This window comes from Sinorhizobium prairiense (assembly GCF_029201645.2).
GTDB classification, from domain to species: domain Bacteria; phylum Pseudomonadota; class Alphaproteobacteria; order Rhizobiales; family Rhizobiaceae; genus Sinorhizobium; species Sinorhizobium meliloti_A.
The window spans coordinates 1,329,863-1,353,239 of sequence record NZ_CP104131.1 but is presented as its reverse complement, the minus strand read 5'-3'; the positions used below and the strand labels follow the sequence as shown (position 1 = coordinate 1,353,239).

The 23,377-nt window shown below is 60.9% G+C and carries 21 protein-coding genes, 1 tRNA gene and 2 pseudogenes; 8 read left to right on the top strand and 16 right to left on the bottom strand.

From position 1 onward, the window contains the following. Positions 1-208 precede the first annotated feature (208 nt). The 3 genes and pseudogenes from N0Q91_RS09085 (at position 209) to N0Q91_RS09075 (ending at position 2,560) form a co-directional block, all read left to right on the top strand. A pseudogene (locus N0Q91_RS09085) lies at positions 209-609 on the top strand (DUF1236 domain-containing protein). Between the two features lie 906 nt (positions 610-1,515). Beyond that, positions 1,516-1,923 (top strand): DUF1236 domain-containing protein, encoded by a 408-nt coding sequence (locus N0Q91_RS09080; RefSeq protein WP_003530981.1) that lies wholly within the window; start codon positions 1,516-1,518, stop codon positions 1,921-1,923. Between the two features lie 325 nt (positions 1,924-2,248). Beyond that, positions 2,249-2,560: a hypothetical protein gene (locus N0Q91_RS09075; protein WP_018095009.1), complete on the top strand. Its 312-nt coding sequence runs from the start codon at positions 2,249-2,251 to the stop codon at positions 2,558-2,560. Between the two features lie 214 nt (positions 2,561-2,774). Here the strand turns inward: N0Q91_RS09075 and N0Q91_RS09070 are convergent. After that, a pseudogene (locus N0Q91_RS09070) lies at positions 2,775-3,771 on the bottom strand (GlxA family transcriptional regulator). Positions 3,772-4,037: 266 nt separating this feature from the next. On the opposite strand from N0Q91_RS09070, the gene N0Q91_RS09065 reads away from it, so the two are divergent. Both N0Q91_RS09065 and N0Q91_RS09060 read left to right on the top strand, forming a co-directional pair. After that, positions 4,038-4,685 carry an outer membrane protein gene (locus tag N0Q91_RS09065; protein WP_275597895.1) on the top strand — a complete coding sequence of 216 codons (648 nt, stop codon included), beginning with the start codon at positions 4,038-4,040 and terminating at the stop codon, positions 4,683-4,685. 154 nt (positions 4,686-4,839) lie between these two features. Beyond that, positions 4,840-5,103 (top strand): hypothetical protein, encoded by a 264-nt coding sequence (locus N0Q91_RS09060; protein ID WP_275597894.1) that lies wholly within the window; start codon positions 4,840-4,842, stop codon positions 5,101-5,103. Between the two features lie 16 nt (positions 5,104-5,119). Here N0Q91_RS09060 and N0Q91_RS09055 read toward each other — a convergent pair whose 3' ends face one another. The 10 genes from N0Q91_RS09055 to N0Q91_RS09010 all read right to left on the bottom strand — a co-directional run bounded on the left by N0Q91_RS09055 (position 5,120) and on the right by N0Q91_RS09010 (position 17,019). Next, the gene (locus N0Q91_RS09055; protein WP_275597893.1) at positions 5,120-5,977 is read right to left on the bottom strand and encodes a PCC domain-containing protein; all 858 of its coding nucleotides are present in this window, start codon (positions 5,975-5,977) and stop codon (positions 5,120-5,122) included. Beyond that, positions 5,974-6,735 carry an SDR family NAD(P)-dependent oxidoreductase gene (locus N0Q91_RS09050; RefSeq protein WP_275597892.1) on the bottom strand — a complete coding sequence of 254 codons (762 nt, stop codon included), beginning with the start codon at positions 6,733-6,735 and terminating at the stop codon, positions 5,974-5,976. Before N0Q91_RS09050 ends, N0Q91_RS09055 begins: the two co-directional genes overlap by 4 nt. Beyond that, entirely contained in the window at positions 6,732-8,381 is a 1,650-nt protein-coding gene (locus tag N0Q91_RS09045) for an acyl-CoA synthetase (protein ID WP_275597891.1), read from the bottom strand. Before N0Q91_RS09045 ends, N0Q91_RS09050 begins: the two co-directional genes overlap by 4 nt. Beyond that, on the bottom strand, positions 8,378-9,547 hold the full coding sequence (locus tag N0Q91_RS09040) for an acetyl-CoA acetyltransferase (RefSeq protein ID WP_275597890.1): 1,170 nt from the start codon (positions 9,545-9,547) through the stop codon (positions 8,378-8,380). Before N0Q91_RS09040 ends, N0Q91_RS09045 begins: the two co-directional genes overlap by 4 nt. Then, on the bottom strand, positions 9,544-10,392 hold the full coding sequence (locus N0Q91_RS09035) for an IclR family transcriptional regulator (RefSeq protein WP_275597889.1): 849 nt from the start codon (positions 10,390-10,392) through the stop codon (positions 9,544-9,546). Before N0Q91_RS09035 ends, N0Q91_RS09040 begins: the two co-directional genes overlap by 4 nt. Positions 10,393-10,395: 3 nt before the next feature. Continuing rightward, entirely contained in the window at positions 10,396-11,199 is an 804-nt protein-coding gene (locus N0Q91_RS09030) for an SDR family NAD(P)-dependent oxidoreductase (protein WP_275597888.1), read from the bottom strand. Between the two features lie 108 nt (positions 11,200-11,307). Next, entirely contained in the window at positions 11,308-12,318 is a 1,011-nt protein-coding gene (locus N0Q91_RS09025) for a TRAP transporter substrate-binding protein (RefSeq protein ID WP_275597887.1), read from the bottom strand. A 48-nt stretch (positions 12,319-12,366) separates the two neighbouring features. Beyond that, the gene (locus N0Q91_RS09020) at positions 12,367-14,235 is read right to left on the bottom strand and encodes a TRAP transporter large permease (protein ID WP_275597886.1); all 1,869 of its coding nucleotides are present in this window, start codon (positions 14,233-14,235) and stop codon (positions 12,367-12,369) included. A gap of 422 nt (positions 14,236-14,657) precedes the next feature. Continuing rightward, positions 14,658-15,533 carry an MBL fold metallo-hydrolase gene (locus N0Q91_RS09015; protein ID WP_275597885.1) on the bottom strand — a complete coding sequence of 292 codons (876 nt, stop codon included), beginning with the start codon at positions 15,531-15,533 and terminating at the stop codon, positions 14,658-14,660. Further along, the gene (locus tag N0Q91_RS09010; RefSeq protein ID WP_275598111.1) at positions 15,520-17,019 is read right to left on the bottom strand and encodes an aminotransferase class V-fold PLP-dependent enzyme; all 1,500 of its coding nucleotides are present in this window, start codon (positions 17,017-17,019) and stop codon (positions 15,520-15,522) included. The genes N0Q91_RS09015 and N0Q91_RS09010 overlap by 14 nt, the downstream gene beginning before the upstream one ends. Positions 17,020-17,118: 99 nt before the next feature. Here N0Q91_RS09010 and N0Q91_RS09005 point away from each other — a divergent pair, with 99 nt between their 5' ends. Both N0Q91_RS09005 and N0Q91_RS09000 read left to right on the top strand, forming a co-directional pair. Then, a complete protein-coding gene (locus tag N0Q91_RS09005) occupies positions 17,119-17,601 on the top strand; it encodes an Lrp/AsnC family transcriptional regulator (protein WP_275597884.1) in 483 nt (160 codons plus the stop codon). A 181-nt stretch (positions 17,602-17,782) separates the two neighbouring features. Beyond that, entirely contained in the window at positions 17,783-18,949 is a 1,167-nt protein-coding gene (locus N0Q91_RS09000; protein WP_275597883.1) for a BCCT family transporter, read from the top strand. Positions 18,950-19,498: 549 nt separating this feature from the next. Here N0Q91_RS09000 and N0Q91_RS08995 read toward each other — a convergent pair. Further along, positions 19,499-19,939, bottom strand: a complete 441-nt coding sequence (locus N0Q91_RS08995) for a YybH family protein (protein WP_275598110.1) — start codon at positions 19,937-19,939, stop codon at positions 19,499-19,501. A gap of 189 nt (positions 19,940-20,128) precedes the next feature. After that, entirely contained in the window at positions 20,129-20,293 is a 165-nt protein-coding gene (locus N0Q91_RS08990; protein WP_018095026.1) for a hypothetical protein, read from the bottom strand. A gap of 61 nt (positions 20,294-20,354) precedes the next feature. Here N0Q91_RS08990 and N0Q91_RS08985 point away from each other — a divergent pair, with 61 nt between their 5' ends. Continuing rightward, positions 20,355-21,182 (top strand): class I SAM-dependent methyltransferase, encoded by an 828-nt coding sequence (locus N0Q91_RS08985; protein ID WP_275597882.1) that lies wholly within the window; start codon positions 20,355-20,357, stop codon positions 21,180-21,182. A gap of 172 nt (positions 21,183-21,354) precedes the next feature. On the opposite strand, the gene N0Q91_RS08980 is transcribed toward N0Q91_RS08985, so the two are convergent. The 3 genes from N0Q91_RS08980 to N0Q91_RS08970 form a co-directional block, all read right to left on the bottom strand. Then, positions 21,355-22,599, bottom strand: a complete 1,245-nt coding sequence (locus N0Q91_RS08980; protein WP_275597881.1) for a calcium-binding protein — start codon at positions 22,597-22,599, stop codon at positions 21,355-21,357. A gap of 362 nt (positions 22,600-22,961) precedes the next feature. Next, positions 22,962-23,038, bottom strand: a tRNA-Arg gene (locus tag N0Q91_RS08975). Positions 23,039-23,055: 17 nt separating this feature from the next. Beyond that, positions 23,056-23,361, bottom strand: a complete 306-nt coding sequence (locus N0Q91_RS08970; RefSeq protein WP_003530925.1) for an ETC complex I subunit — start codon at positions 23,359-23,361, stop codon at positions 23,056-23,058. Between the last annotated feature and the right edge of the window lie 16 nt (positions 23,362-23,377).

The window sequence follows — 23,377 nt, the reverse complement described above, 5'->3', positions numbered from 1 at the left end:
CTTCTCGCTGCCTATGAGCTTGGGCCATCATGCCTGAACCGCTGATGAACGAGCCTTACTCAAGAACTTCACTATCAAGGAAATATATCCCCGAAGCCCGAACGATTAATCGGGAAATCGTCTGACATTGAGTCGGACTAAAGTCCAAGGAGTGGAACCGCTTGCTTATTTCCCCGTTTGAGTGACGAGTTCAACGAGAGGAAATGTTATGAAGAAGCTCGTATTTATTACTGCGACTGTCGCGCTCATCGCCAGCGGTGCTGTCGCGCAGCAAGCCGACGGTACCAACGCGGCAACCGGCATGGTCGGCGGTGCCGCCACCGGCGCCATTATCGGCGGCCCGATCGGAGCCGGGGTCGGCGCGGTGGTAGGCGCCACGCTCGGCGGCGCACTCACGCCGCCTCCCCCGAAGTGGTCACTTATGTTCAGCAGCAGCCGGCACCGCCATCGGTCGTCGTTCAGCAGCCGATCGCAGTCGGCAAGCCTGTTCCCGAAACGGTTATGCTGACGCCGGTCCCGCAGAATCCGACCTATGCATATGCGGTGGTCAATGAGCAGCGTGTCATCGTAGAGCCGAAATCGCGTACGGTCGTTCAGGTCATCAACTGACCTGACGGCGGTGAGAGTGGCCCTCGCAGGCTCGGTTTAAGGCCCCAGGCCGGCCCCGCGTTTATCGCCGGCCTGGAACTTACCCGCGGCGTGGCCGTTCACTCGTGAAGAAAGGAGTTGATCGATGAATCAGATTATCTACCTCGTCGGCCTCGTTGTGATCGTGATAGCGATCTTGTCGTTCTTCGGCTTGAGCTGAACTGAGAAGATCGGCTCCATGGCGCGGCCAGCCGATCCCGGCTTTTCCGCAGCTTCACCAGGGATCCCGCGGATTTATTCGCAGCGGCGTACCGGAAACCGAGATTCAGACCTTCCCACCCGTTCGGCTCAGAGATAGCGTCCGCGTCGTAGCTGCATTGGAGCTACATCTTTCCCCGCATTTCGTTTGCCAAGCGGATGCGTGCCTGCCCCGCCATCGAGCGGGGCTTTTTTATCGCCGTAACTCCACGTCCCGCCGCAGCTTCCATGCGTGCGCGGTTTGCGGCGGATGCGGCCGTAGACGCAGACAAATCACTGATCTGCCGGACTTTGGTCCCTGGGTCATAAGGCTCTTGGCCGGCCAAAGGTCCGATACGCTGGGCTGCCGGCTGCGATATTGTTCGCATGGAAGGCTGCAACTAATCCATCGGCGATTGTTGCAGAGAGATCGGGAGGTCCAAAGCCAGCCGCCGCTGGACGGCGGACCCCGCGAGTGGCCCCAGAGCGGTGTCCCAGTAGTCCCTTCGGGCAGCGTCGCTCTGGGGCTTTCCCAAGCCGCCGGGGCGTGCCTGCAACTCGCCCGCCGTCACGGTATATTTCACCAAGGTAACGTATCGTTACTATATATCGACGCTCAAGCGCCAGTAAGATCAGGAACAAATCGAGCGATACGTCGTTCTACCATCGTATATCAAGGGAGTACGATAGATGAACGCCAAGATCTTTATTGTTACCGCGATCGCAACGGGCATCTTTGCCGCGCCCGCTATTGCAAACGACACCAACCAAGGTGCGGTGACGGGTGCCGCTGGCGGAGCCGTTACCGGTGCTATTGTTGGCGGTCCCGTCGGCGCTGCCATCGGTGGCGCGGTCGGCCTCGTCGCCGGCGCTGTTATCGCTCCTCCGCCGCAGCAGGTCGTAACCTATGTGCGACAGCAGCCGGTTCCCGCCGATACCGTTGTCCTGCAGGAGCGGATCGCCGTCGGTCGTCCGCTACCGCGGACCGTGGCTCTGACGCCCGTTCCCGAGAATCCCTCCTACGCGTTCGCCGTGGTCAACAACCAACGCGTGATCGTCGACCCAAGAACCTACACGGTCGTCCAGGTCGTTCAGTAAGAGGCATTGGAGCGGGATGAGGAAAAGTCTATGCGCTTTTCAACCGCATCCCGCTCCAACTTATAGATCATGTTCATGATCCTGGTCGACACGGCCTGAAATCACCGTGATCCAGAGCATTTCCGCGCTTCTTCGGTTCGCGGAAATGCTCAAGCTCTCGTTTCCGCGCATTTGGGGTGGTGTGGCACATACACATCGCTTTTCAGCAAAAACTGATTCATGTAAAATTGCTGCTTCCTTCCGAATCGGAATCGCCCTCTATCGAGGGGAACTAAGGAATCATCCCGCCGTTTCCCCCTAGGTTCGCTTCCGGAGGGCTGCCACCATGTTTACCGCTTTGTTGATTGCCTCACTCGCGGCGCCTTCGAGTCTCGTCTCGGCCACCGCGACGGTCGATGATCTCCAGTCCGACTTCGAAACTGCCGTGGCCTGCCGGCAGATAGACGGCAGGAACGTATGGAAGGGTGAACTGGCCTATTACATCCAGTCCTATGTCTACGAAGGCGATGCAGCCGCTTCGGCTGACCGCGCCGACATGGCTGATGCCGTGCTGCCGGAGGACAACGAACCGGAGACGGTCAAGGAATTCGAAGAGGCCTGCTCACTTGCCGGGTCGACCGGTCACGCACGAAGGTGACCGTTTTGGCGCATGTCCATTGCCCCTCTCGATCACTACAGCGGCCGTTGCGCGTCTCGTAAGACGCGCGGCGCTGTACAGGGATGAGAGCAGCGCCGCGTCTGCGGCGCGGGAAGCGTTCTTTCAGCCCAAGGACTTGGTCTGGCTGGATTCCTGTGACAAGCACAGGAATGAGGAAAACAAGCCGCGGCGGCTATCCGGATTTCAACAGACCTCAGCCTGATGCGTCCGGTGTAACACCTGCGCCACGTGCACTGCGCATTTTCAATGCGCTCGTCCGGTATTCGCGGCGATAGGCGCGCGAAAAGGCGGAGAGACTGTCGAATCCGCAACGCAGGGCGATGTCACGCATCGGAATTCCGGTATCACGTACAAGCCGGTGGGCGACCTGCAGCCTGAGGCGCAGGTAATAGGCGCCGGAACTCGTCAGAGAGGCCTTTGGCGAAGAGCGTTTCGAGCTTGCGCTGCGAGACGGAAAGCCGGCGCGCCAGCGCCGCGACCGTCATCGGACGTTCGAGCGTGCGTTCCATGAGCCTTATGGCCGCGGCAAGCTCCGGGTCGCGTGCCTCTATGCGGCCGAGCGAAACGAAAGGCTGGACATCCGTCGGTCCGTGCATCTGGTCGTAGACAAAAATGCTCGCGACATCGAGCGCCAGTGCGGGCCCGAGCCTCTCGGCGACGAGATGCAGCATCATGTCGAAGGTCGGCGACGCGCCGCCTGAGGTCCAGTATTTGCCGTCGATCACGAAACGGTCGCCGATTACCTCCAATTCGGGAAACGCCTGGCTGAAATCTTCGAGTTCCTCCCAATGGGCCGTAGCCTTGCGGCCATTGATGAGCCCGGAACGGCCGAGCAGCCAGCACCCGGATTCGACGCCTGCGACGATGTCGAAATGTCGCGCACATTCCTGCAGGGTCGCGAGAAAGCGCTTGCCGGCGTGCCTTTGAAGATTGAACCCGCCGATGATGAGAAGAAGATCTCCCACGACGGGCAAGGTGAAACTTCCGTCCACGGCAATCGGGACGCCGCAGGTCAGCATCACCGCCTGGCCGTCGGCGGACAGCAGCCGCCAGCGGAAGACCTCGTGCCCCGCCACTCGATTTGCCGCGCGCATCGGATCGAGGACCGAGGCAAAGGACATGATCGACGATTCGGGCAGGACGACCACCACGACCTCAATCGGCGATTGTGCAGAACGGTTCGCAATCATGCGCGTAACGTCAAATTTTATGCGCAGTATGTCAAATGGCAAACGAGCGTTAGGGCATTATCGACCGGCAATCGATCTCTTCGCGGGCATTTGCAGGCCCGCTCGGAGATGATGTTCCCCTTTTTCCGCTACTTTCGGAAGGGCCGGCCGGAACGAACCGCCGGCCCTCTTTCTTTCCCCGGACGGGCGGTTCGAAGGCGTTGTTTTTCGCAAACTCGCTCCCGATATGTTGCTAATCTCTGCCGCAACAACAGGAGGCATCTGTGATGATCAGAAATGTGCTTGTTGCAGTCTTCGGGGCTTCGCTGCTCGGGGGAGCGGCCCATGCAGCCGATTTGGCACAGGCACCGGAGCCGGCGCCGACGGTCGAGACGATATCCAGCTTCGTATGGACGGGCGGTTATCTCGGCCTGCAGGGCGGCGGTGGCTGGTTGAACAGCGACCTCAGCGTCCCGGGCGGCAGCGCCTCCGAAAAATTCAGCGGCGGCCTCTTCGGCGCCTTCGCCGGCTACAACTATCAGCATGGCGACTGGGTCGTCGGCGTCGAGGGCGATGTCAGCTACAACTGGAACGATGAGACCGTCACCGTCTTCGGATCTGACACCGAAACCGGGACGGATGTTTCCGGATCCGTGCGGGCCCGCCTCGGCTACACCGTAAACGACCGGACGCTGATTTACGGCACAGGCGGCTGGGCAGTAACGCGCGGCTTCGTCGACGTCGCCGGCGCGCCCAAGGAAAAGGAAACCTTCAACGGCTGGACCATCGGCGCAGGCGTCGACTACGGCTTCACCGACAGCGTCTTCGGACGCGCGGAATATCGTTACAACGATTTCGGAGACAAGGATGTGGGCGGCGTCGACGTCGACCTCGACCAACACCAGTTTACCGTCGGCGTCGGCGTGAAATTCTGATCGCCGCAGGAGTTTCGATCAAGGACCCGGCAATCGCCGGGTTTTTTCTGGAGGCATATCGGCTCCGATATGAGAACGCAGTAGGCATCAGGACACGGGTTGCGGAAGCGGGATGGGATGTAACCGCGCCCGCCGAAACACACGGGGAGGAAGGATGGGAAGATTTCTGGAGTTCTTGGGCGGTGCGATCGTCATCGGAACGCTGGTTTTGCTGGCGCTGACACTGGTTCCCTCTCCCGACGTGAAAACCCTCGTCGCCGTCCTCCCCTGGGCCTTTCCGGCGATTGCCGGCGGCCTCCTCCTCGTCGCCTTCGGCGCGATGCTCGACCACCTTGCCGCCATACGCTCGGCGGCAGACCGGCAGGCCGATATTTTCCAGCAATTGCTCGAGCGGCGAAACACAGCGAAGAAGGAATGAGGATCGCCCTCGACCGTCACTCTTCGACGATCAGCACCTCGAACGTTATGCAAACGGCGTCAACGCCGTAGGCTATCTCACCCTCGAAAATGGTGCATTCCGTATCGACGATCGCGATATCGAGCTTCGCTTTGGCCTGTCCGCTCCGATCGGGTGAAAGCGTCCCCTTGCGAATGAGCAATTCCGAAGCGGCCGATTCCATGACCTGGCCGTCGACGAACGTGCAGCCGACGAGGCTGCCGATGCCGTGCAACGTCGCCCGTTCGATTCCGTGCTCGGCTGCCGTGCGCTCGATCGCCGAATGGATCGGTTCGTTCGGCTTCAACCGGCAGAGAACGGCGCGCCGCGGAGTGATGGCCGGTGCGGCGGCATGAGGCACAGGCGTGAACAGACGGAATCGGGTCTCGCTGTCCTCCAGCTGATCCATAATGGCGCCCGACAGTATCCAGGCTTCCGCCTCCACCGGTTCGGCGAATTGCGAATCCTTCGGCATCACGTGCCCGGCCGCGCGGAAACCGTCCTCGTGCCGCCAGACACCATGGCCGTGCAGGAACGGCTCCCCGTCGCGCCGGCCGAACGTCATGACCAGATCTTCGATGGGCGCGCGGCCATTAGGCGCATGTATGTCGCTGTACCAGGCGGCATGAAGACCGTCATGCGAGAGAGTCGGTGCGACATAGGCAAGCGGCGCAAACGCACCGCCCCTGACCTCTACGATCGCGCTGTCGCAGCCTTTTTCCGCGAGCGCCTCCTGGACGGCTTCGAGAACGCTCCGGCCCGGTTTGAAGGTCAATCGCGTCTTCTCGGCGTGGCACCCGAGAGAGATCACCCTCGGCGTGAACGGCACGCCGGGTTGGCGGAGACTCCGCATCATCGTCCTTTCAAAGCCAGACCGGCGTTGACGAACCCTCCATCGACCGCCAGCACCTGGCCGTTGATATAGCTCGCCTCCTCCGAGATCAGGAACGCCGCGCTGGCCGCGATTTCGCGCGACGAACCGTAGCGGCGCTGGGGGATGCGCTCGTGCCATTGCGCACGCACGTCATCCGTATGGACGGCACGCGACAAAGGCGTGTCGATGGCACCGGGAGCGATGGCATTGACGCGAATTCCATCCTGTCCGAGCTCGGTCGCGAGAATGTAGGTGAGCAGATTGACCGCGCCTTTGGAGGCGCCGTAGGCGGCGCGTCCCTTGTTGCCGACAAGACCCGATACGGAGGAGATGTTGACGATTGCACCGGGCGTGGCCGTCGCCAGCCAATGACGCGCCGCCTCACGGCAGACGATGAACGTGCCGGTCAGATTGACGTCCAGAATGCGGCGGAAATCGTCGACGCTGGTCTCGACGGCAGGCCTGTCGATCGCGATGCCCGCCGAATTGATGACCGCCCGCAGCGGTGCCCTCGCCGCCGCGGTCTCGATGGCCGATGCGACCTCCTTTTCATCCGTGACGCTGCAGGCGATTGCCTGCGCGGGATCGATCGGGATCGCGCGACATGCGTCCGCCAGCGCATCGGCATTGCGATCCACCAGATAGACCCTCCAGCCGCGGCCGTTCAGAAGCCTCGCTATTTCGAGGCCGATACCGGATGCTCCTCCCGTGACGAGTACGGACTTCATTCCATCGCTCATGGGGCAGCACTCCTGCGGTCCCCGATGCCAACGGAACCGATGTCCAGTTCGCCGCGCCGTTCGAGTTCCTCGCGGATCAGCTTCTTGGTGATCTTGCCATAGGCCGATTTTGGCATTTCGGACCAGAACACGATCTTCTTCGGAAGCTTGTAGCGGGCAATCTTCCCGTCCAGCCATTCCCTCAGAGCCGCCGCGTCGACCGACGCACCGTCACGTGCGACGCAAACCGCGATGCCGACCTCTCCCCAGACCGGATCGGGAACGCCGACGATCGCCGCCTCGCTGATATCCGGATGCATCAGGAGCTTTTCCTCGATCTCGCGCGGATAGACGTTGGACCCGCCCGAAATGAACATGTCGGAGGCGCGGCCGGTAATGTAGAGGAAGCCTTGCGCATCGACATGGCCAAGGTCGCCGGTCCGAAACCAGCCGTTGCGAAACGCTTTGGCGTTGGCCTCGGGGTTCCGATAATAGCCGGCAAAAACCGCCGGGCCGATCACGCAGATCTCGCCGGTCGCGCCCGCCGGGACTTCGTTGCCGTCGTCGTCCTGGATCTGCAGCTGCATGCCCGTCCGCTCGAAACCGCAGGTGCCGATACGCGCATCCGGGCCATCCTCCGCGCTGTGGAAGGCGGGAGGCAGGACGGTGATCGCTCCCGTCACTTCGCCGAGCCCGAAATACTGCACCAGGACGGCGCCGAGCTTTTCCAGCGCCTTTTTCTGATCGGCACGGTACATCGGCGCGCCGGCATAGATGACATAGCGCAGCGACGAGTGGTCGTACCGGTCGACGGACGGATCCTCGATGAGCAGCTTTACGATAGTCGGTACGGCGAAGAGGTTGTTGACCCTCCATTTTTCGACGAGGGCCCAGAACTGCGGTATATCGAGCTTCTCGGACGGCAAGAGGATCGTGGTCGCGCCCCTTGCGACCTGGCACAGCTGATGGATCCCGGCGCCGTGCGACAGCGGCGCAACGACGATCGACCGGTCGCGATGGGTCGTAGCCGGAAAGAGATCGCCGATATGATTATTGATGACGAAGGCCATTTGCCCGTGCGTCAGCACGGCAGCCTTGGGTCGGCCGGTGGTGCCGGACGTATAGAAATACCAGCATGGATCATCGCGATCGACGGCAACGGGCGAAACCGATTTTCCAAGATTGCGCGCAACGATCGCGTCATAGTCTTCGCCGACCCGTGACGCGCCGATCGGAATGCATGATCCGATCTGCTCGCCCGCAGCCCGACATGCTTCGGCATGGGCCTCGAAGGGGGCCTGGAAGATCACCAGCCTGGCACCGCTCGATTGAGCCAGATAGGCGACCTCCTCCGGCAGTTGGCGGAAATTCGTCGGAACCCAGACCGCACCTGCTCTGAACGCCGCAAACATGGACTCGAACATCTGGTTGCAGTTGGCGGAGTGGACGAGAATCCGGTCTCCTTTGCGCACGCCGAACTCATGGACGAGCGCATATGCCATGGCGTCGACCCGCGCCTCCAGCTCGTTCCAGCGCCACCGGTGATCGCCGTGAACGAGGGCGATCTCGTCCGGATTGCGTCTCGCTGCCTGCGAAAGAAAATTGGCGAGGTTCATGACTCGCGTCGAAACGGGGGTGACGCCGCCCTGGGGTTCGTTGCTCGTCATTTCGCCCGTTCCAGGATGGAGACATAGTTTGCGACGGCAGCGCCGCCCATGTTGAAGATGCCGGCGAGACCGGCGCCGGGGATCTGCATTTCGCCCGCCTCCTCCATAAGCTGCATGGCGGAAATGACATGCATCGAGACTCCCGTCGCGCCGATCGGATGACCCTTGGATTTCAAGCCGCCGGAGGGGTTGACCGGCAGGCTTCCGCTCCTGGTGGTGGTTCCGTCGCGGATCGCACGGTAGCCTTCGCCGGGTGCGGTCAGGCCCATCGCTTCGTATTCGATCATCTCGGCTATGGTGAAGCAGTCATGCGTCTCGACGAAGGATAGATCGTCCAGCGTGGCGCCTGCCATGGAAAGTGCCGCTTTCCAGGCCCGCCGTGGCCCGTCGAATTCCAGCATGTCCCGGCGACTGAGCGCAAACACGTCGTTGACGTGGCTGCGGGCCCGGAAGGCGATTGCCCGCTGCAGCGTCGCAGCCGTGTCCGCGTCGGCGAGGACGAGGGCGGCCGCCCCGTCCGAGACGAGCGAGCAGTCGGTGCGGCGCAAGGGGGCCGCGACGATCGGATTCTTCTCCGAAACGGTGTTGCAGAAGGCAAAACCGAAATCCCTTCGCATATGCGCGTAAGGGTTGGCTACGCCGTTTTCGTGGTTCTTGGCCGCGATCATCGCAAGTTCCTCGGAACGGTCGCCGTAACGCTGGAAGTAATGCTGTGCTATGCGGCCGAAGACGCCGGCAAAGCCCCCTTCCACGTCGCCTTCCTCTTTCCGGTAGCTGCCGCCCAGAAGGATATCGCCGACTGCTGCCGTCGAAACGGCGGTCATCTTCTCGGCACCGATGACGAGCGCGATGCGGCCGCGGCCGGCCTCGATAAAGTCCATCGCCGTATAGATCGCCGCCGAGCCTGTCGCGCACGCATTTTCCAGCCGCACGGACGGGACGTGAGCAAGGGCCTCGTCGGTCATGCCGACAAGTGCGGCCTGAAACTCCTGCTTGGAGAAGCCGCCATTCATGACTCCGACAAAGATTCCGTCGACATCCGAGGCGGCAAGACCGGCATGGGCAAGTGCCGGCGCCGCGACCGCGGCCATCAGGGCCTCTGTGTCCGCGTAGTCGGTCTTGCCGAACTGGGAGTGGGCCCAGCCTACGATCTGCGCCTTGGTCATCTGGACAATCTCCTTTTGAGAGGTCTTGCAATGGAGGCTATGTGTCGCGTCCCGCGGTCACGGAACTGCTCGGCGAGCTTGCTCTCGATGCGTGACGCTTCCTGCCTGAGAAGAGCTGCCAACTCGCTCTGCCGCGGCTCCTGCATGCGGCTGTCGATGGCGGCAATGCTGATGGCTCCGGCGACGCCGCCGCCGGGATAGCGGATTGCGACGCCCACACCCCAGGAGTTGGTGAGGATAAGGCCGGGATTGACCGCATAGCCCTGAGCGCGAGCAAGCTCGACGCGGCGGCGCAGTTCGTCCGGCCCAAGCATCGGAAACTGCTCCTCGAGCACGGCGGCATTCTGGTCCAGAACGGACGAAACCTCCTCGTCCGAAAGAGCCGCGAGCATGGCCAGAGAGCCGGCGCCGACGCCCAGCGGATGCACGAAGCCCGCCTGGAGTGCGTGGGTGCGGATCGGAAAGCTCCCCTCCTCCCGGTGGAGACAGACCGACGACGCTCCGCGGCGTACGGAGAGAAAGCAGGAGTCGCTGGTCTTCTGCGCCAGGCGATGCAGGCTTTCCGTCGAGAGGCGCAGGAGCCCGTGCCGGCTCGATGCGAGCGTGCCGAGCACATAGGCTTCTTCACCGACATAGTAGCGCCGGTCGCGGTCGTCCTGCTCCAGGAGGCCGGCCCTGATCAGGGCAAGCAGGAGGCGGCGAACCGTTGGTTTGTTGAGGCCGCTCTGCTCCACGACGGCGCTCAGAGACATGCCGTCCATCTGGCGGCCGACCAGCGACAGGAGCTTGGCCGCACGATCGACGCTTTGCGAACCGGTCATGTCCCTGTCGGCCGCATCGCCCATGTTTCAGTGTACCCCCATGATCGTGCAGCTCTGGCCGCCATCGACCGGCAGACAAACGCCGGTAATGAATTTCGCTTCGTCGGAGGCAAGGAAAAGCGCTGCATTGGCGACATCCCAGGCATCGCCCATGCGCCCGCCCGGAAGCGCCGCGTTGCGGGCTGCCACCATTTCCTCGGCGGAGGCGTATTGCGAGGAGATCTGCTTGTAGATCAGAGGCGTGTCGATCAAGCCGGGGACGACACAGTTCGCGCGGATTCCGTGCGGCGCATATTGAGCCGCGATCGCGACCGTCGCCTGGTTGACCGCCGCCTTCGTCGCGTAATAGGCGAAATAGGGATAGCCGGTCCACCGGATGCCGGCGAGCGACGAGATGTTGACGACGGCGCCACCGCCGGCTTCGATCATGTGCGGGATGACAGCCTTGGCGGTGCGGAACACCGAGCCGAGATTGAGATCCACGGATTGCTGGAACTGTGCTTCCGACAACTCGACCGGTCCGCCCATATGCGTGACGCCGACATTGTTGTGCAGAATGGAAATGGTACCGAATGCCTGCCGTGCGGCCGCCACAGCCGCTTCGACAGATGCGAGAGCGGTGACGTCTGCGGCGACGGCTAGGGCCTGGCCGCCTTCCGCCGCGATGATTGCCGCCGTTTCCTCGGCTGCCTCCCTGTCGACGTCGACACAGACGACCTTGGCGCCCTCACGCGCATAAAGCACGGCGGCAGCCTTGCCGTTGCCCCAGCCGGGGCCGGAGGAGCCCGCACCGAAGACGATTGCCGATTTTCCCTTGAGACGGTCTGCCACTTCGAAACCTCGGAAGGCGCCACGCGCTCGTGGAAGAACGCGCCGCGTCGCTGCATCGGTCGGCGAACGGCCGCCTGAACGGCCGACCGCCTCGTCGTGCTCAGGTGGTCAGCCGAGGCTGGTGCCTACGGCCTTTTCGAGAATGGCCCAGGCCTCGTCGCCGAATTTTCCCTTCCATTCGGCGTAGAAACCCGCCGATCTCAGCGTCTCCCGGAAAGCTGCCTTGTCCGGGTCGGTGAACGTCATGCCGCTTTGGGTGAGCTGCTCGCGTACCGTGTCGTTCACCTTGGCGGTATCGGTGCGCTGGGCGATGGCCAACTCGTTGAGATGTTTGGCCGCAATCTCCCTTATGTCCTCCGGCAGTGTTTCCCAGGCCTGCTTGTTCGCCAGCATCCAGAAACCGTCCCACATATGGTTGGTCATGGCGCAATGTTTCTGCACCTCGTAGAGCTTGGCGGTCGAGGCGATTGCCAGTGGGTTTTCCTGGCCGTCGACGGTGCCGGTGCTGAGCGCCGTGTAGACTTCCGCGAAATTGATCGTGGTCGGTGCAGCCCCGAAGGCGGTGAACATGGATTGCCAGAGCGGGCTCGGCGGAACGCGGATCTTGAACCCCTTGAGGTCCTCCGGCGTGTTGATCGGCTTGGTCGAACTGGTGATCTGGCGAAAGCCGTTGTCCCAGATCTTCTCCATCGGCACGAGGCCCTTCTTCTCGATCTCGCCGCGCGCATAGGCGCCCAGCTCTCCGTCCATCGCCTTCCAGACCGTGTCGTAGTCGGGGAAGGCGAAGCCGATGCCGCTGATGGCAGCGTTGGGCACCAGGGTCGAGAGGATCAGCGGCGAGAGCGAGAAGAACTCGGTTGCGCCGTTGCGAAGCTGCGAAAGCGTTTCGGTGTCGTTGCCGAGCTGACTGCTCGGGAAGATGTTGATCTTCAGGCGGCCGCCCGTCTCCTCCAGGATCTTGTCGGCGGCTTCCTTCAGGCGAATGTTGAGCGGATGGGTGACCGGCAGGTTGTTTGCCAGCTTATAGGTGAAGTCCGCGGCATGGGCCTTGGTGCGGATCGAAGCCCCAAGCGCAACTGCTCCAGTGCCGATCAGCATCGTTCTACGGGTTATTTTCATCGCTCTGTTCTCCTCCTGATCGTCGATGATGAATATGGGATGGCGGGCTCACAGCAATGCGAGCGAGAACCAGGGCACGGCGGCGATCAACAAGAGGCCAAGCACCATCGCGCCGATATAGGGCCAGATCGCTCCCATGGCTTCGTCGGGCGAAACGTTGCCGATCTTGCAGGCGATGTAGAAGCCGATGCCGATCGGCGGTGCCATCAGTCCGACGTTCATCGCGGTGACGATGACCATGGAATAGTGGACGTCATGGATCCCCATCGCACGCGCGATCGGAAACATGATCGGCGCCAGGAGCACGATCGCAGGGAGGCCTTCGAGCACGCAGCCGAGCAGCATGAACAGGGCGATCGAGACCAGCATGAAGGTGAACCATCCACCCGGCAGGCCGCTCATCATATCGGTGAGCTCGAAGGCGAACCCGGTCTGGGTGAGCGCCCAGGCCATCGCCGCGGCGGTACCGAGGATCAGGAGGATCGCACCGCTCATCGCGGCGGTCTCGACCAGCATCCTGTAGGTCCGGCGCATGCCGATGCCGCCATAAAGGACAGTGCCGATGATGAAGGCGTAGACGACCGCGATGGTGGAGACCTCGGTCGCGGTCGCCGCACCGCTCGCGACCGCGCTGCGGATGATGAACGGCAGTACCAGGGCCGGCGCCGCGATCAGGGCCGTGCCGCCGATGTGTTTCAGAGACGGGCGCACGACGCCGTCGACATTTTCTCGCGCCGCCTTGATGCGTGCAAGCGCGGCAAGCGCGACCAGCAACACGAGAGCGATGGCAAAACCGCTGGTAAACAGAGCGGCGATCGAGACGCCGGCCACCGAGCCGAGAACGATCAGCACGATGCTCGGCGGCACGGTGTCGGCCATGGCGGCCCCGGTCGCGAGCAGCGCTATCATCTCCTTCGGCTTGTGACCCCGGCGCTTCATCTCCGGAAACAGCGCCGGGGCAACCGTCGCCATGTCCGAGACTTTCGACCCGGAAATGCCGGACACGAGAAAGAGCGAGCCCAACAGAACGTAGGACATGCCGGCCTTGACGTGGCCGAGCATGGAGGCGAGGAAATCGACGATCGCCTTGCCCATCCCGGTCGCGTCCAGAATGCAGCCGAGAAGCACGAAGACCGGGACCGACAGCAGAATGAGGCTGGACATGCCCTCGTCCATGCGGCCGATCATGACGACCAGCGGCATCGATGTCGTGAAGGCGAGAAACAGAAGCGTCGCGATGCCGAAGCAGAAGGCGATCGGAACGCCCATCGCGAGGCAGATGGCAGCACCGCCGACGAGAAAGATCAGAATGTTGCCGTTGCCGAACGAGCTGAGCGCAGGCGTCAGCAACCAGAGCACCAAAGCGACCGCGAGCACGAATGCCACGGCCAGCACCACGTCGAACGGCTTGGCGGTTCTGATCAATTGAGCGACGGCCAGCAGCACCATCAGGACCATGCCGACTGCAATGGCCGCGGCACGATAGCCCGCCGGGATGTTCAAGGCCGACGAAGTGATGTCCATTTCGCCGGCGGCATAGGTGTAGGCTGCCGGCAGCAGGACGAGAAGGAACGCCATGATGGCGACCATGCCGAGCGTTTCGGTGAACTGCCGGGCCCTTTCGCCGAGAGCATTGAGAAGAATGGTCAGCCGCAGATGCTCGCAACGATCGATCGCGATCGCCGATCCGAGCATGGCCAGCCACAGGAAGGCGATGGATGCGGCTTCATCGATCCAGACGATCGGTCTCGACAGGCCGTAGCGAAAGGCTACGCCGGTAAGCAGCATGGCGATGATCGCCACAAGCAGAGCGGCGGACAACGCTTCGACGGGGCGCATCAGCCGCGAACCCGGCCGGGCCTCCATCGTCTCGGCGAGCACGGCGAATTCGGACACGCCCTCCGTCGTGGTGGTCATCGGCTTCCTCCCTTACGAACCGTTCGATCGCCTTGCGCGCCAGCCGCGCGAATTGCGGCGGGATGAACGACGTCAAAGCTCCTCCCGGAGGTATCGTCCGAAGAAAATGGATGCATCGGATCGACATTCCAGATCGTCCGTCGCCCTCCAAAGCAACGTTCGATCAGGTCCATTTTGTAGGTGAAAGGAAACCATCAAGCAACACGCTGAACTAAACCGTTGAATATGCGATATATTCCTCGTTCAGTGAGGTCCATAATGTGAACCTCATTGCGTCATCGCGGAACAAGCGTAAGCCCCGTGGTCGCCTGGTGCGAATCGCCTCGCCACCGCATTTGCACGGATCGAGCACCCGCGTGTGGAGCCCTGCCGCGGGTCCCCTTCGCCCGGTTTGCGGCGGACGAAGGCCGTCCCTGTCCTCGTCATTCCCAGACGGCACCGGGAAAGGCGTTCAGCGGTATCTTGAGGTAGCGGCGGCCATTATCCTCGGCGACCGGCAGTTCTCCGCCGCGAATATTGACCTGCAGGGCATGCAGAATCAGCTTGGGCATCGGTAAGGTCCTGTCGCGCGCCTCCCGCAGATTGACGAAATCCGCCCGTGTTTTTCCGGCGACATGCGTATTATTAGCTTGCTGTTCCGCCACCGTACTTTCCCACAGAGCTTCACGGCCGCCTGGCCTATAGTCATGTCCGGTGAAGAGGCGGGTCTCGCCCGGAAGGGCAAGAATGGCCTCGATCGAGTTCCACAGGCTCTCGGCGCTGCCGCCGGGAAAATCCGCGCGGGCGGACCCGCTGTCAGGCATGAACAACGTGTCGTGAATGAAGGCCGCATCGCCGATGATGTAGCTGATCGACGCTAGCGTATGCCCAGGCGAGTGCAGTACGCGGGTTTCGAGATTCCCGAGTTCGAACATATCGCCGTCGCGAAACAGCCGATCCCACTGCGAACCGTCACAAACGAAATCCGGCCAATTGTAGATCTGTTTCCAGATCTGCTGCACGCCTTTCACGTGCTCGCCGATGGCAGTGGGCGCCCCCGTTCGATCCCTGAGGTAGCGTGCCGCCGAGAAATGATCCGCATGCGGATGGGTGTCCAGTATCCATTCGACACTCAAACCCTGCTTGGCCACATGATCGAGAATGGCGTCGGCATTCGTCGTCGCGGTGGAACCCGATTTCTGATCGAAGTCGAGCACCGGATCGATGATCGCGCATTTTCCCGTTTCGGGGTCGGCCACGACATACTGAATGCTGCACGTGGCCGCGTCGTAAAAGGCAGCTACATCAGGCCTGTGCATGTGCCCTTCCCTTCTCGGCCGCTACACGAGGGAAGAATATCGCACGTGCCGGATCGAAGTCGTAATCCCGTTCGAACGCAGGAGCGTCGGCAGCCAGTTTTGCGACGGAATCGAGGATGAATTTCACCTTTTCGTCCGAGAGCAGAACGCTGAAATTCAGCCGCGTGAAGCCGGGCTTCTTTATTTCGTCGCCGGCGAGAATGGCTTGGCGCATCTGCTCTGACTGCTGCGCATCGATCGACAGCAGCCTGTGAACATAGGGCCCGGCGCAGGCGCAACCGCCACGGGCCTGAATACCGAACCGGTCGCTCAGCATGCGAGTAACGAGTTGCTGGTGCATATACCCCCCTTTGCCGTCGCGGATGCGGAAGGAAAAAATCGGTAGCCGGTCCAGCGCCGGTAGACCAAGTATCTCCAATTGCGGGACATCCTTCCATGCGGAAAAGGCACGAACCGTAAGCTGGCGATTGCGCCGCGCCATTTCCTCCAATCCGATGGCGTGCTTGACGACAAAGGCGAGGGCCGCCCGGATGTCGCCAACGACGTTCGGTGTCCCCGCCTCTTCGCGGGCTTCGAGGCTGTCGCTGTAGTCGTGCGTCTCCGGCGAGACGAATTTCACCGTCCCGCCGCCCGGCCAGGAGGGTTTGCTCGTGGCCAGACCGTCGCGCCGAACGATCAAAATGCCGGAAGCGCCCGGGCCGCCAATGAACTTGTGCGGCGAGAGAACGATGGCGTCGATCTCCGTAGAACCGCTCGGCGACACCGAAATCGGTACATAGGGCCCGGCACCTGCATAGTCCCAGATCATCTTGGCCCCGGCCGATTTCACCAAGTCGGTAATCGCGGCGACGTCGCTGGTGATTCCCGTGATGTTCGAGGCCGCGGACAATGTACAGATGGTCAGGTCGCAAGATCCGCTTCGCAGAGCCTGATCCAGAAGGAAAAGGTCCGGGCCGCCCTCGGGCGATTCGGTCAGCTCGACGATTTCCGCACCGCTTTCGCGCCAGGGAAGTATGTTGGAGTGGTGCTCATACGGACCGATGATGACCCGCACGGTCTTCCCTGCCGCGATCGCTTCGGTGACGCCGAACAGTTTGACGAGGCGGTTCAGCCCCGAAGTCGCGCCGGATCCGGTAAAGATGACCGCATGTCTCTCGTCCGCTCCGCAGCACTCGGCGATCAACGCCCGCGCCTCCCTTCGCATGCGGGTCATGAACCCGCCGCAGTAAGAAGCCTCGGTATGGCTGTTGGCGTAAAATGGCAGGACTTCCTCGAGGATGAAGCGTTCGACCGTTCCAAGCGCCCGGCCCGATGCAACATAGTCGGCATAGATCAGGTTCCTGATGCCGTAGGGGCCTTCGATCCGCGATGTGGCCCCGACCAGATCATCCCGCAGGAAGTCTATGAGATCGCCGCGGTCCAGCCCTCGGCGAAACCGCTCGAGAGGCGTGACGTTATCTTTCGGCTCATGGCGGACAGCTTGCACGATCACCTCCCGAGGCTTGAATGTTGACATCGATTGTATTCTGCCGCACCGTCGAAATGTTCACCTATTTTCTGCAGTTCCTCTCGGATTTTGTGTCAAATGATCGAGTCTCAAGCCAAAGTCGATGGATTCGATCTGAAGATTCTGACGGCACTGCAAAAGGATTCGAACCTCTCGCAGCGCGAACTGGCCGAGAAGGTAGGGCTGTCGCAAAATGCCTGCTGGCGCCGTCTTCAGCGGCTTCACTCGATCGGAATGATCCGCGGGTCCCATAGCGATATAGATATCGGCGCCTTGGGCCTCGATCTCATCGTGTTCGTGATGATTCGCACCCGACATCACTCCAAGGAGTGGAGCGACGGCTTCAGGGCACATGTCGAGAGACTTCCCGAAGTGATCGACTTTTACCGCATCGGCGGAGAATGGGACTACCTGATCAAAGTCGTCACCAGAGGCATGTCCGGCTATGACGCCTTTTATCAGAAGCTCATCACAAATTTCGACCTCGCCACGGTGACGGGCTTTTTTTCGATGGAAGCGATCATCAACAACCGCCCTGTCGATTTGACACGTCTCCGGTGAGACTTCTCGAATTGCGGACTTTCAGGGCCATTTTCGATCGCTTGCGGCTCGAAACGGCTGCGGTGCGCGTCGTTCACGATTAGCGCCGCGTCGTTCATGGACATTTGAAACCGGCATGCTTGTGGCCTCATGCCGCTCCCGCCGATCGGATGCGGCGGGACGACAAGAGGGGAGATCTGCCGTGAGCTACATCATCAGCACCGCCTATGCGGCGGTCCTTCTCAGCGCCGTCTTCGTGATCGTCCGCTGGGGCAATGTCTACTGCCGCGGGCAAACGCCCGTCGGCATATACACCTTCGTGGCGCTGCTGTTCACGGCTGGTCTCGATATGGGCCTGGTCATGCTCCCCCTGACCGAGTTTCCCACCTATGCGGCCGATAGCGCCTATGGCTTCACCAATCCGCTCGCCATCGAGTTCGGCATGTGGGGACCATTGGTCTGGATGATGTACTTCCTCTCGGCCTTCTATTTCGTGGTGCTCGAACCGCGACTCAAGATCTTCGAGATCGCGGCCGTCAAATGGGTCTACAATCTCACGGTCATCGCGACATGCGCGTTCACCTGCTATCTCTTCCTCACGGCCTTGCCGAGCTATATCGAGGGGATCTCGATGCCGGCGCGCTGGGCTATCGTCGTCGCCGTCATCGCGGCGTCCGTCTATTCCAGCAGCAACGTCAATTTCATGAAGTGGCTGGCGGTCACCTCGACATGGATGTTCGTGACCCTGGCTCTCGCGGCCCTTTTGGCAGCCGCCTTTTTCTACAGCAATACAGGCCTCAGCGGGCTCGTATCGAATGTGGGCCTGCTGTCGGACTATTTTGCCAACTTGAACCGCTTCGTCAGTCCGATCACAGAATATCACGAGTTCTACCTGTTCTGGTGGTTCTCCTGGAGCATTATGATCGGCCAGTTCGTTTCCATGTTCGTCGGAGGGCTGAGGACATGGCGGCTGGCGGTTGCAATGGTCCTCCTGCCTTCGATCCCCTTGGCGGTGTGGTTCGCGGTGCTTTACATCTATTTCCAGCAGCAGATCGTCATTCCGACGTGGTTGAACTGGTTCATGGTCACGGTCGGCATCATCTTCGTCGTGAATTCGCTCGACTCCCTGATCCGTCTCTACGGACTTAATCTCGGCTGGACGAAATCGCGGCTCGGCGCGAGAGCATACTATCCGCTGCACTTCCTTCTTCAGCTCGGCCTGGTAATGGCCTACCAGTTCACGCCGTTCAGGATCGAATGGGTGGGCGTGATCGTGATCGGCATTTACGCGGCGATCTACGCGCTCATTTTGCGCCACCACGTTCATGTTCGGACGGCATTGAACGAGGCGCGGAGCGCGGCAGCCTAAGGCTAGGGCCCTTCCAGGAGAGATTTGCTCGGCCGTGCTTTCGAGCAACTGCTGGAAGAGCGTCAGGTACCCAACTGCGGCGACCAGGCGGAGATACTGAAAAAACTGACGCTGCATTCCTGAACGCCGCGCGTGGCAAGCGATCGGCCGGGACGGAACGCAGCCGTCCGGAGCATTCGCGGGATAACTGTGTGCCGTCCGGTGTCGAGATGCCCGGTTGCGCGGGAACAGGCCTGATTCAAATAAAATTAACCGTGACAGGCATCGGTGACCTTCTTCGTCGATGTTTGCCCCGGTTTGCTCGCATTCAGCTTGCCATGATGGGGGATGGATAAAGCGGGACTCGCCTTTCTGGTGCTCATACTCGTGCTCATCTCTATCGTGATGAGCATACTTGCCGTCGAGCGGGAACCGGAGGCGCCGCCTACCGGGTCGATCATCGCCCCGGCGGTCGGAACCCGTCGTGGTTGCCGGCGGCCCCAAAGAAGCCGAAGGCCATTTGCAAGATAGTTCACTATCCCACTTGGCTTCCCGGGAGACGTGGATCTGTCAGTTGAAGGTGTGCACTCTGAGTTTCAGGCTGCCGTCTGCCTGTTTCTCAAAGACATGGGTTGCCACCCCAGCCCATGGCTGATCGGCACCTTTGGCGTCTTTGCCCTTGGCCGACCATTTCGCTGTGCCGATCAGCAGGTTGCCCTCGCCTTGCACCTCGATCAATTCAAGCTTGTGACCCGTCACGCCCATGCCGAAGATTCCGCCAAAGAATTTCTCGACGCCGGCGGGCCCCTTGATCACGTCATGGGTGGCAGGCAAGAATATAGCGTCGTCCGTGTAAAACGCCGCGATGGCTTTTGCGTCCGCATTGTTGAATGCTGCGTCCCACGCCGAGTAGGCGGCCTTTACGTCGTCGCCGGGGTCGGCCTTGGCAGAGGCGAGCGAAAAGAGGCAAATGCCGAACGCGACGAACATGGCAGTCAGAAGTCTAGCCATGGCATCCTCCCAAAAGGATGGCGGCATGGAATATAGATGCCGTCTTACAGAAGAATACGCTCCGATTGCCGGGGTGTTAACCTACCCATTCGGGTGGCGATGATTGGGCTGATTTCGAAGCAGGGTCGCCGGGCCGTCGGCTTCCTTTGTGATCGGATAAGGTCGAAGCCTGCCCCAACGAAGCGCAGCTTATGGCATGCTCGGCGGCGCGATGAACTGGTAGTACGCCCACACCAGGACCAGCCCGGCTATAACGGCAAGCCAGGTAAGCGCCTTCCGCCGCACTGGAGCGACCGCTCTCGGCTGCGGCTTCGATTTCCGTCGCTCGAATTTAATGATCTTGTCGTCGCTCATGTGGTCCTCTTCTCAGCGGTGGACGTAGTATCATACTATTGCCGGCTCGTTCGAAACAAACATGGACAAATCGTATCCCAAAAAGGAGCACAGCGTGACCCAGTTATCGGAGGCGGACGTTGCGGCCCGATGGAACGACAATGCCGATCAATGGGCACATGATGTTCGACAGGGTTACGATACCTATCGAGACCTATTTACGCTCCCGGCATTCCTGGCCTTCCTTCCCTCAATCAGCGGCTTGGACGTGATCGACTTCGGCTGCGGCGAAGCTTCCAATACGAGGCGGTTCGCCGCAATGGGCGCTCGAATGACCGGCATCGATCTTTCGGAGCAGATGATCCGCCATGCTCGCGCAATTGAAGAGCAGCAGCCGCTCGGCATCCACTACGCGATTAAATCTTATAGCCAGAACACCGGTTTCGAGGATGCCTCCTTCGATGCCGTCGTCTCAACCATGGCATTGATGGATGGGCCGGACTTCCCAGCCGCCATGCGTGAGGCATTCAGGTTGCTGCGCCCCGGCGGGTTTATCGCCTTCAGCATCCTGCACCCCTGTTTCATCACTCCCGGGTTACGATGGCAGAAGGAGGGCGACGGGAGGGCGACGGGGCTGGTGGTGTCGCGCTATTTCGATCAAACCGATTTCGTCGAGAGATGGCGCTTTGGCGACCGACCGAGCGACGATGACGTCGTACCGTTTGAGGTGCCACGCTTTCCCCGCACTATCGGCGAATATCTCAACGGCGTCGCTGATGCCGGGTTTCGTATCGTCGAAGTCCGCGAGCCGCAGCCGACGGCGGAGGCATGCGAGCTCGCACCTCGTTTCATCAGATGGCGCGATCTGGCCGCATTCCTGCTCATGATCCGGGCCGAACGTAGTGCGTGACAGGTCACGCGCCCTTGCAATCGGACGGATCGCTAGAGAGCCCAGCTATCCAGCCATTCTCGTTGCCGTAAACGAACTTCGGCGGGGACCTTTGTCAATGCTGGAGAAATCCGGGATGCGTCACAGACAGGATCGAAAGAGGGCCGCTTTGGCGGCACCCCCTTTTGAGTGCTTATGCAAAGATGAAGTCTGCGCTCGAGAAACTGGTAGCGGTGATAACGCCGTTCTGATCGTCAACGAGAACTGAAAACTCGCGTCCACCGGAATCAAAGCCCTTCACCAGCACGTCACCGCCAGCGGTATCGTACGCGTAGATCGTACCTGCCGCGCCAGTATTGGAATACAATTTAACCCCAAGCTTCTCGATGACAAACATGTCGAGACCATCCTGAAAGTCCATCACCGAATCCCGATCAGTCAATACCGTCGGCCCTCGAAAGACAAAGCGGTCGGCGTCGGCTCCGCCCCAGAGTACGTCCCTTCCCCCATCGCCGGAGATTGTGTCTTCGCCAGCGTCGCCATAGAGGGTGTCATTTCCCGCCCCGCCGACCAGGCGATCATGACCGTTGCCGCCACTCAGATCATCGTCGCCGGCGCCGCCTGTTAGAATGTCATCTCCGTCATCCCCGAACGCCCGATCGTTGCCCGCCCCCACGGAAATTCTGTCATTGCCTCTACCGCCATACGCTTCATCGGTCCCCCCTTCCGAATCCAACACATCATTGCCGTCGCCGCCGTCCAGGTAATTGTCACCGTTACCGCCATCGACGATGTCGTTTCCGCTCCCGCCGTACGTACGGTCGTTCCCCGACTGGCCCTTAAGGGCGTCATCGCCGCCTTCGCCATAGATTATGTCATTGCCTGCGCCGCCGCTGACCGCCTGCTGCGTCAATTTCCCAGTTGCAGGGTTCACGCGGTTATTGAAGCCGTCATTTCCCGCGCCAGCGAAGATGATGTCGTCACCATCACCAGCATCAATATACTCTTCGCCATTGCCACCGTAGATTACATCGTTACCACGGCCACCCAGAAAGTGGTCATGGCCTTCACCGCCATGCAACGTGTCGTTGCCATCTCCACCATCGGAAATGTCGTTTCCTCGTCCGCCAAAGAACGTGTCGTTCCCAGCCCCACCTTTGAATCGATCGTCGCCATCGCCACCTTCGGCATAGTCATTCCCGGCACCGCCCTCGATATAGTCGTTGCCATCGCCACCGTAGAGTTTATCGTCGCCGAGACCGCCGGAGAGATAGTCGTTGCCGGCGCCGCCCTCGACATTATCGTGGCCATCGCCACCGTAGAGCTTATCATCGCCCTGCCCGCCGTAGAGATAATCGTCGCCTGCATAACCCCAAATCTCGTTGTTGCCAAAAAGACCACGGATGATGTCGGCCAAGCTTGTTCCGCGTAAAAGCATTCTATCCCCTCCGGGTGGGCGACGGCAGAGCGCTCATGACGTGAGTAAGCATAGCGCTACCTGCCAAGTTTCTAAGGCCTCAAACCGAAAGAGACTATTCGGGCGGATGGACTAGACCACTTGGTTGATATGGCCAGTCCTGATTTGCGGACAGAGTCCTATAGCCGCCGACGAGAGCGCAACGGCTCATGAGTTGATGGCGATGTAAGGCTGGGCTCGACTCGCAATGGCCGAGATCTACACGAAAGAAGCGGAAAAAAGCGCCAAGGCAGCCTCGGAACGCCTTGCGAACAGAATGTAGGTCGCACCTATGACCCCGACCGGCCGCACCTGAACTAGAATCAATGACTTAGAGGGTGGTTTGGCGACCCCTGCAGGACTCGAACCTGCGACAACCTGCTTAGAAGGCAGGTGCTCTATCCAGCTGAGCTAAGGGGCCGTCTCAGCACGTGAGCCTCAATGGGTCCAGGGCTGCATCCGGTTGAAACGGAAATTGTCCGAATAGGAAACATTCTTGCGAGCCGCATCCTTGGGCGCGATCACGCGATACTCGATGCCGTTGCGCTCGGCATAGGCGATCGCCTGCTCAGCACTCTCGAAGGTCAGGCGAACCTGCTGCCGGGTGTCGGCGGAACTCGTGTAGCCCATGATCGGGTCGATCGTGCGCGGTCTTTCCTGATCGAACTCCAGCACCCACAGATGCGTCTTGGCCTTGCCGGACTGCATTGCTGTCTTTGCGGGGCGATAGATCTTCGCGGACATTGTTCTTAACAGCTCC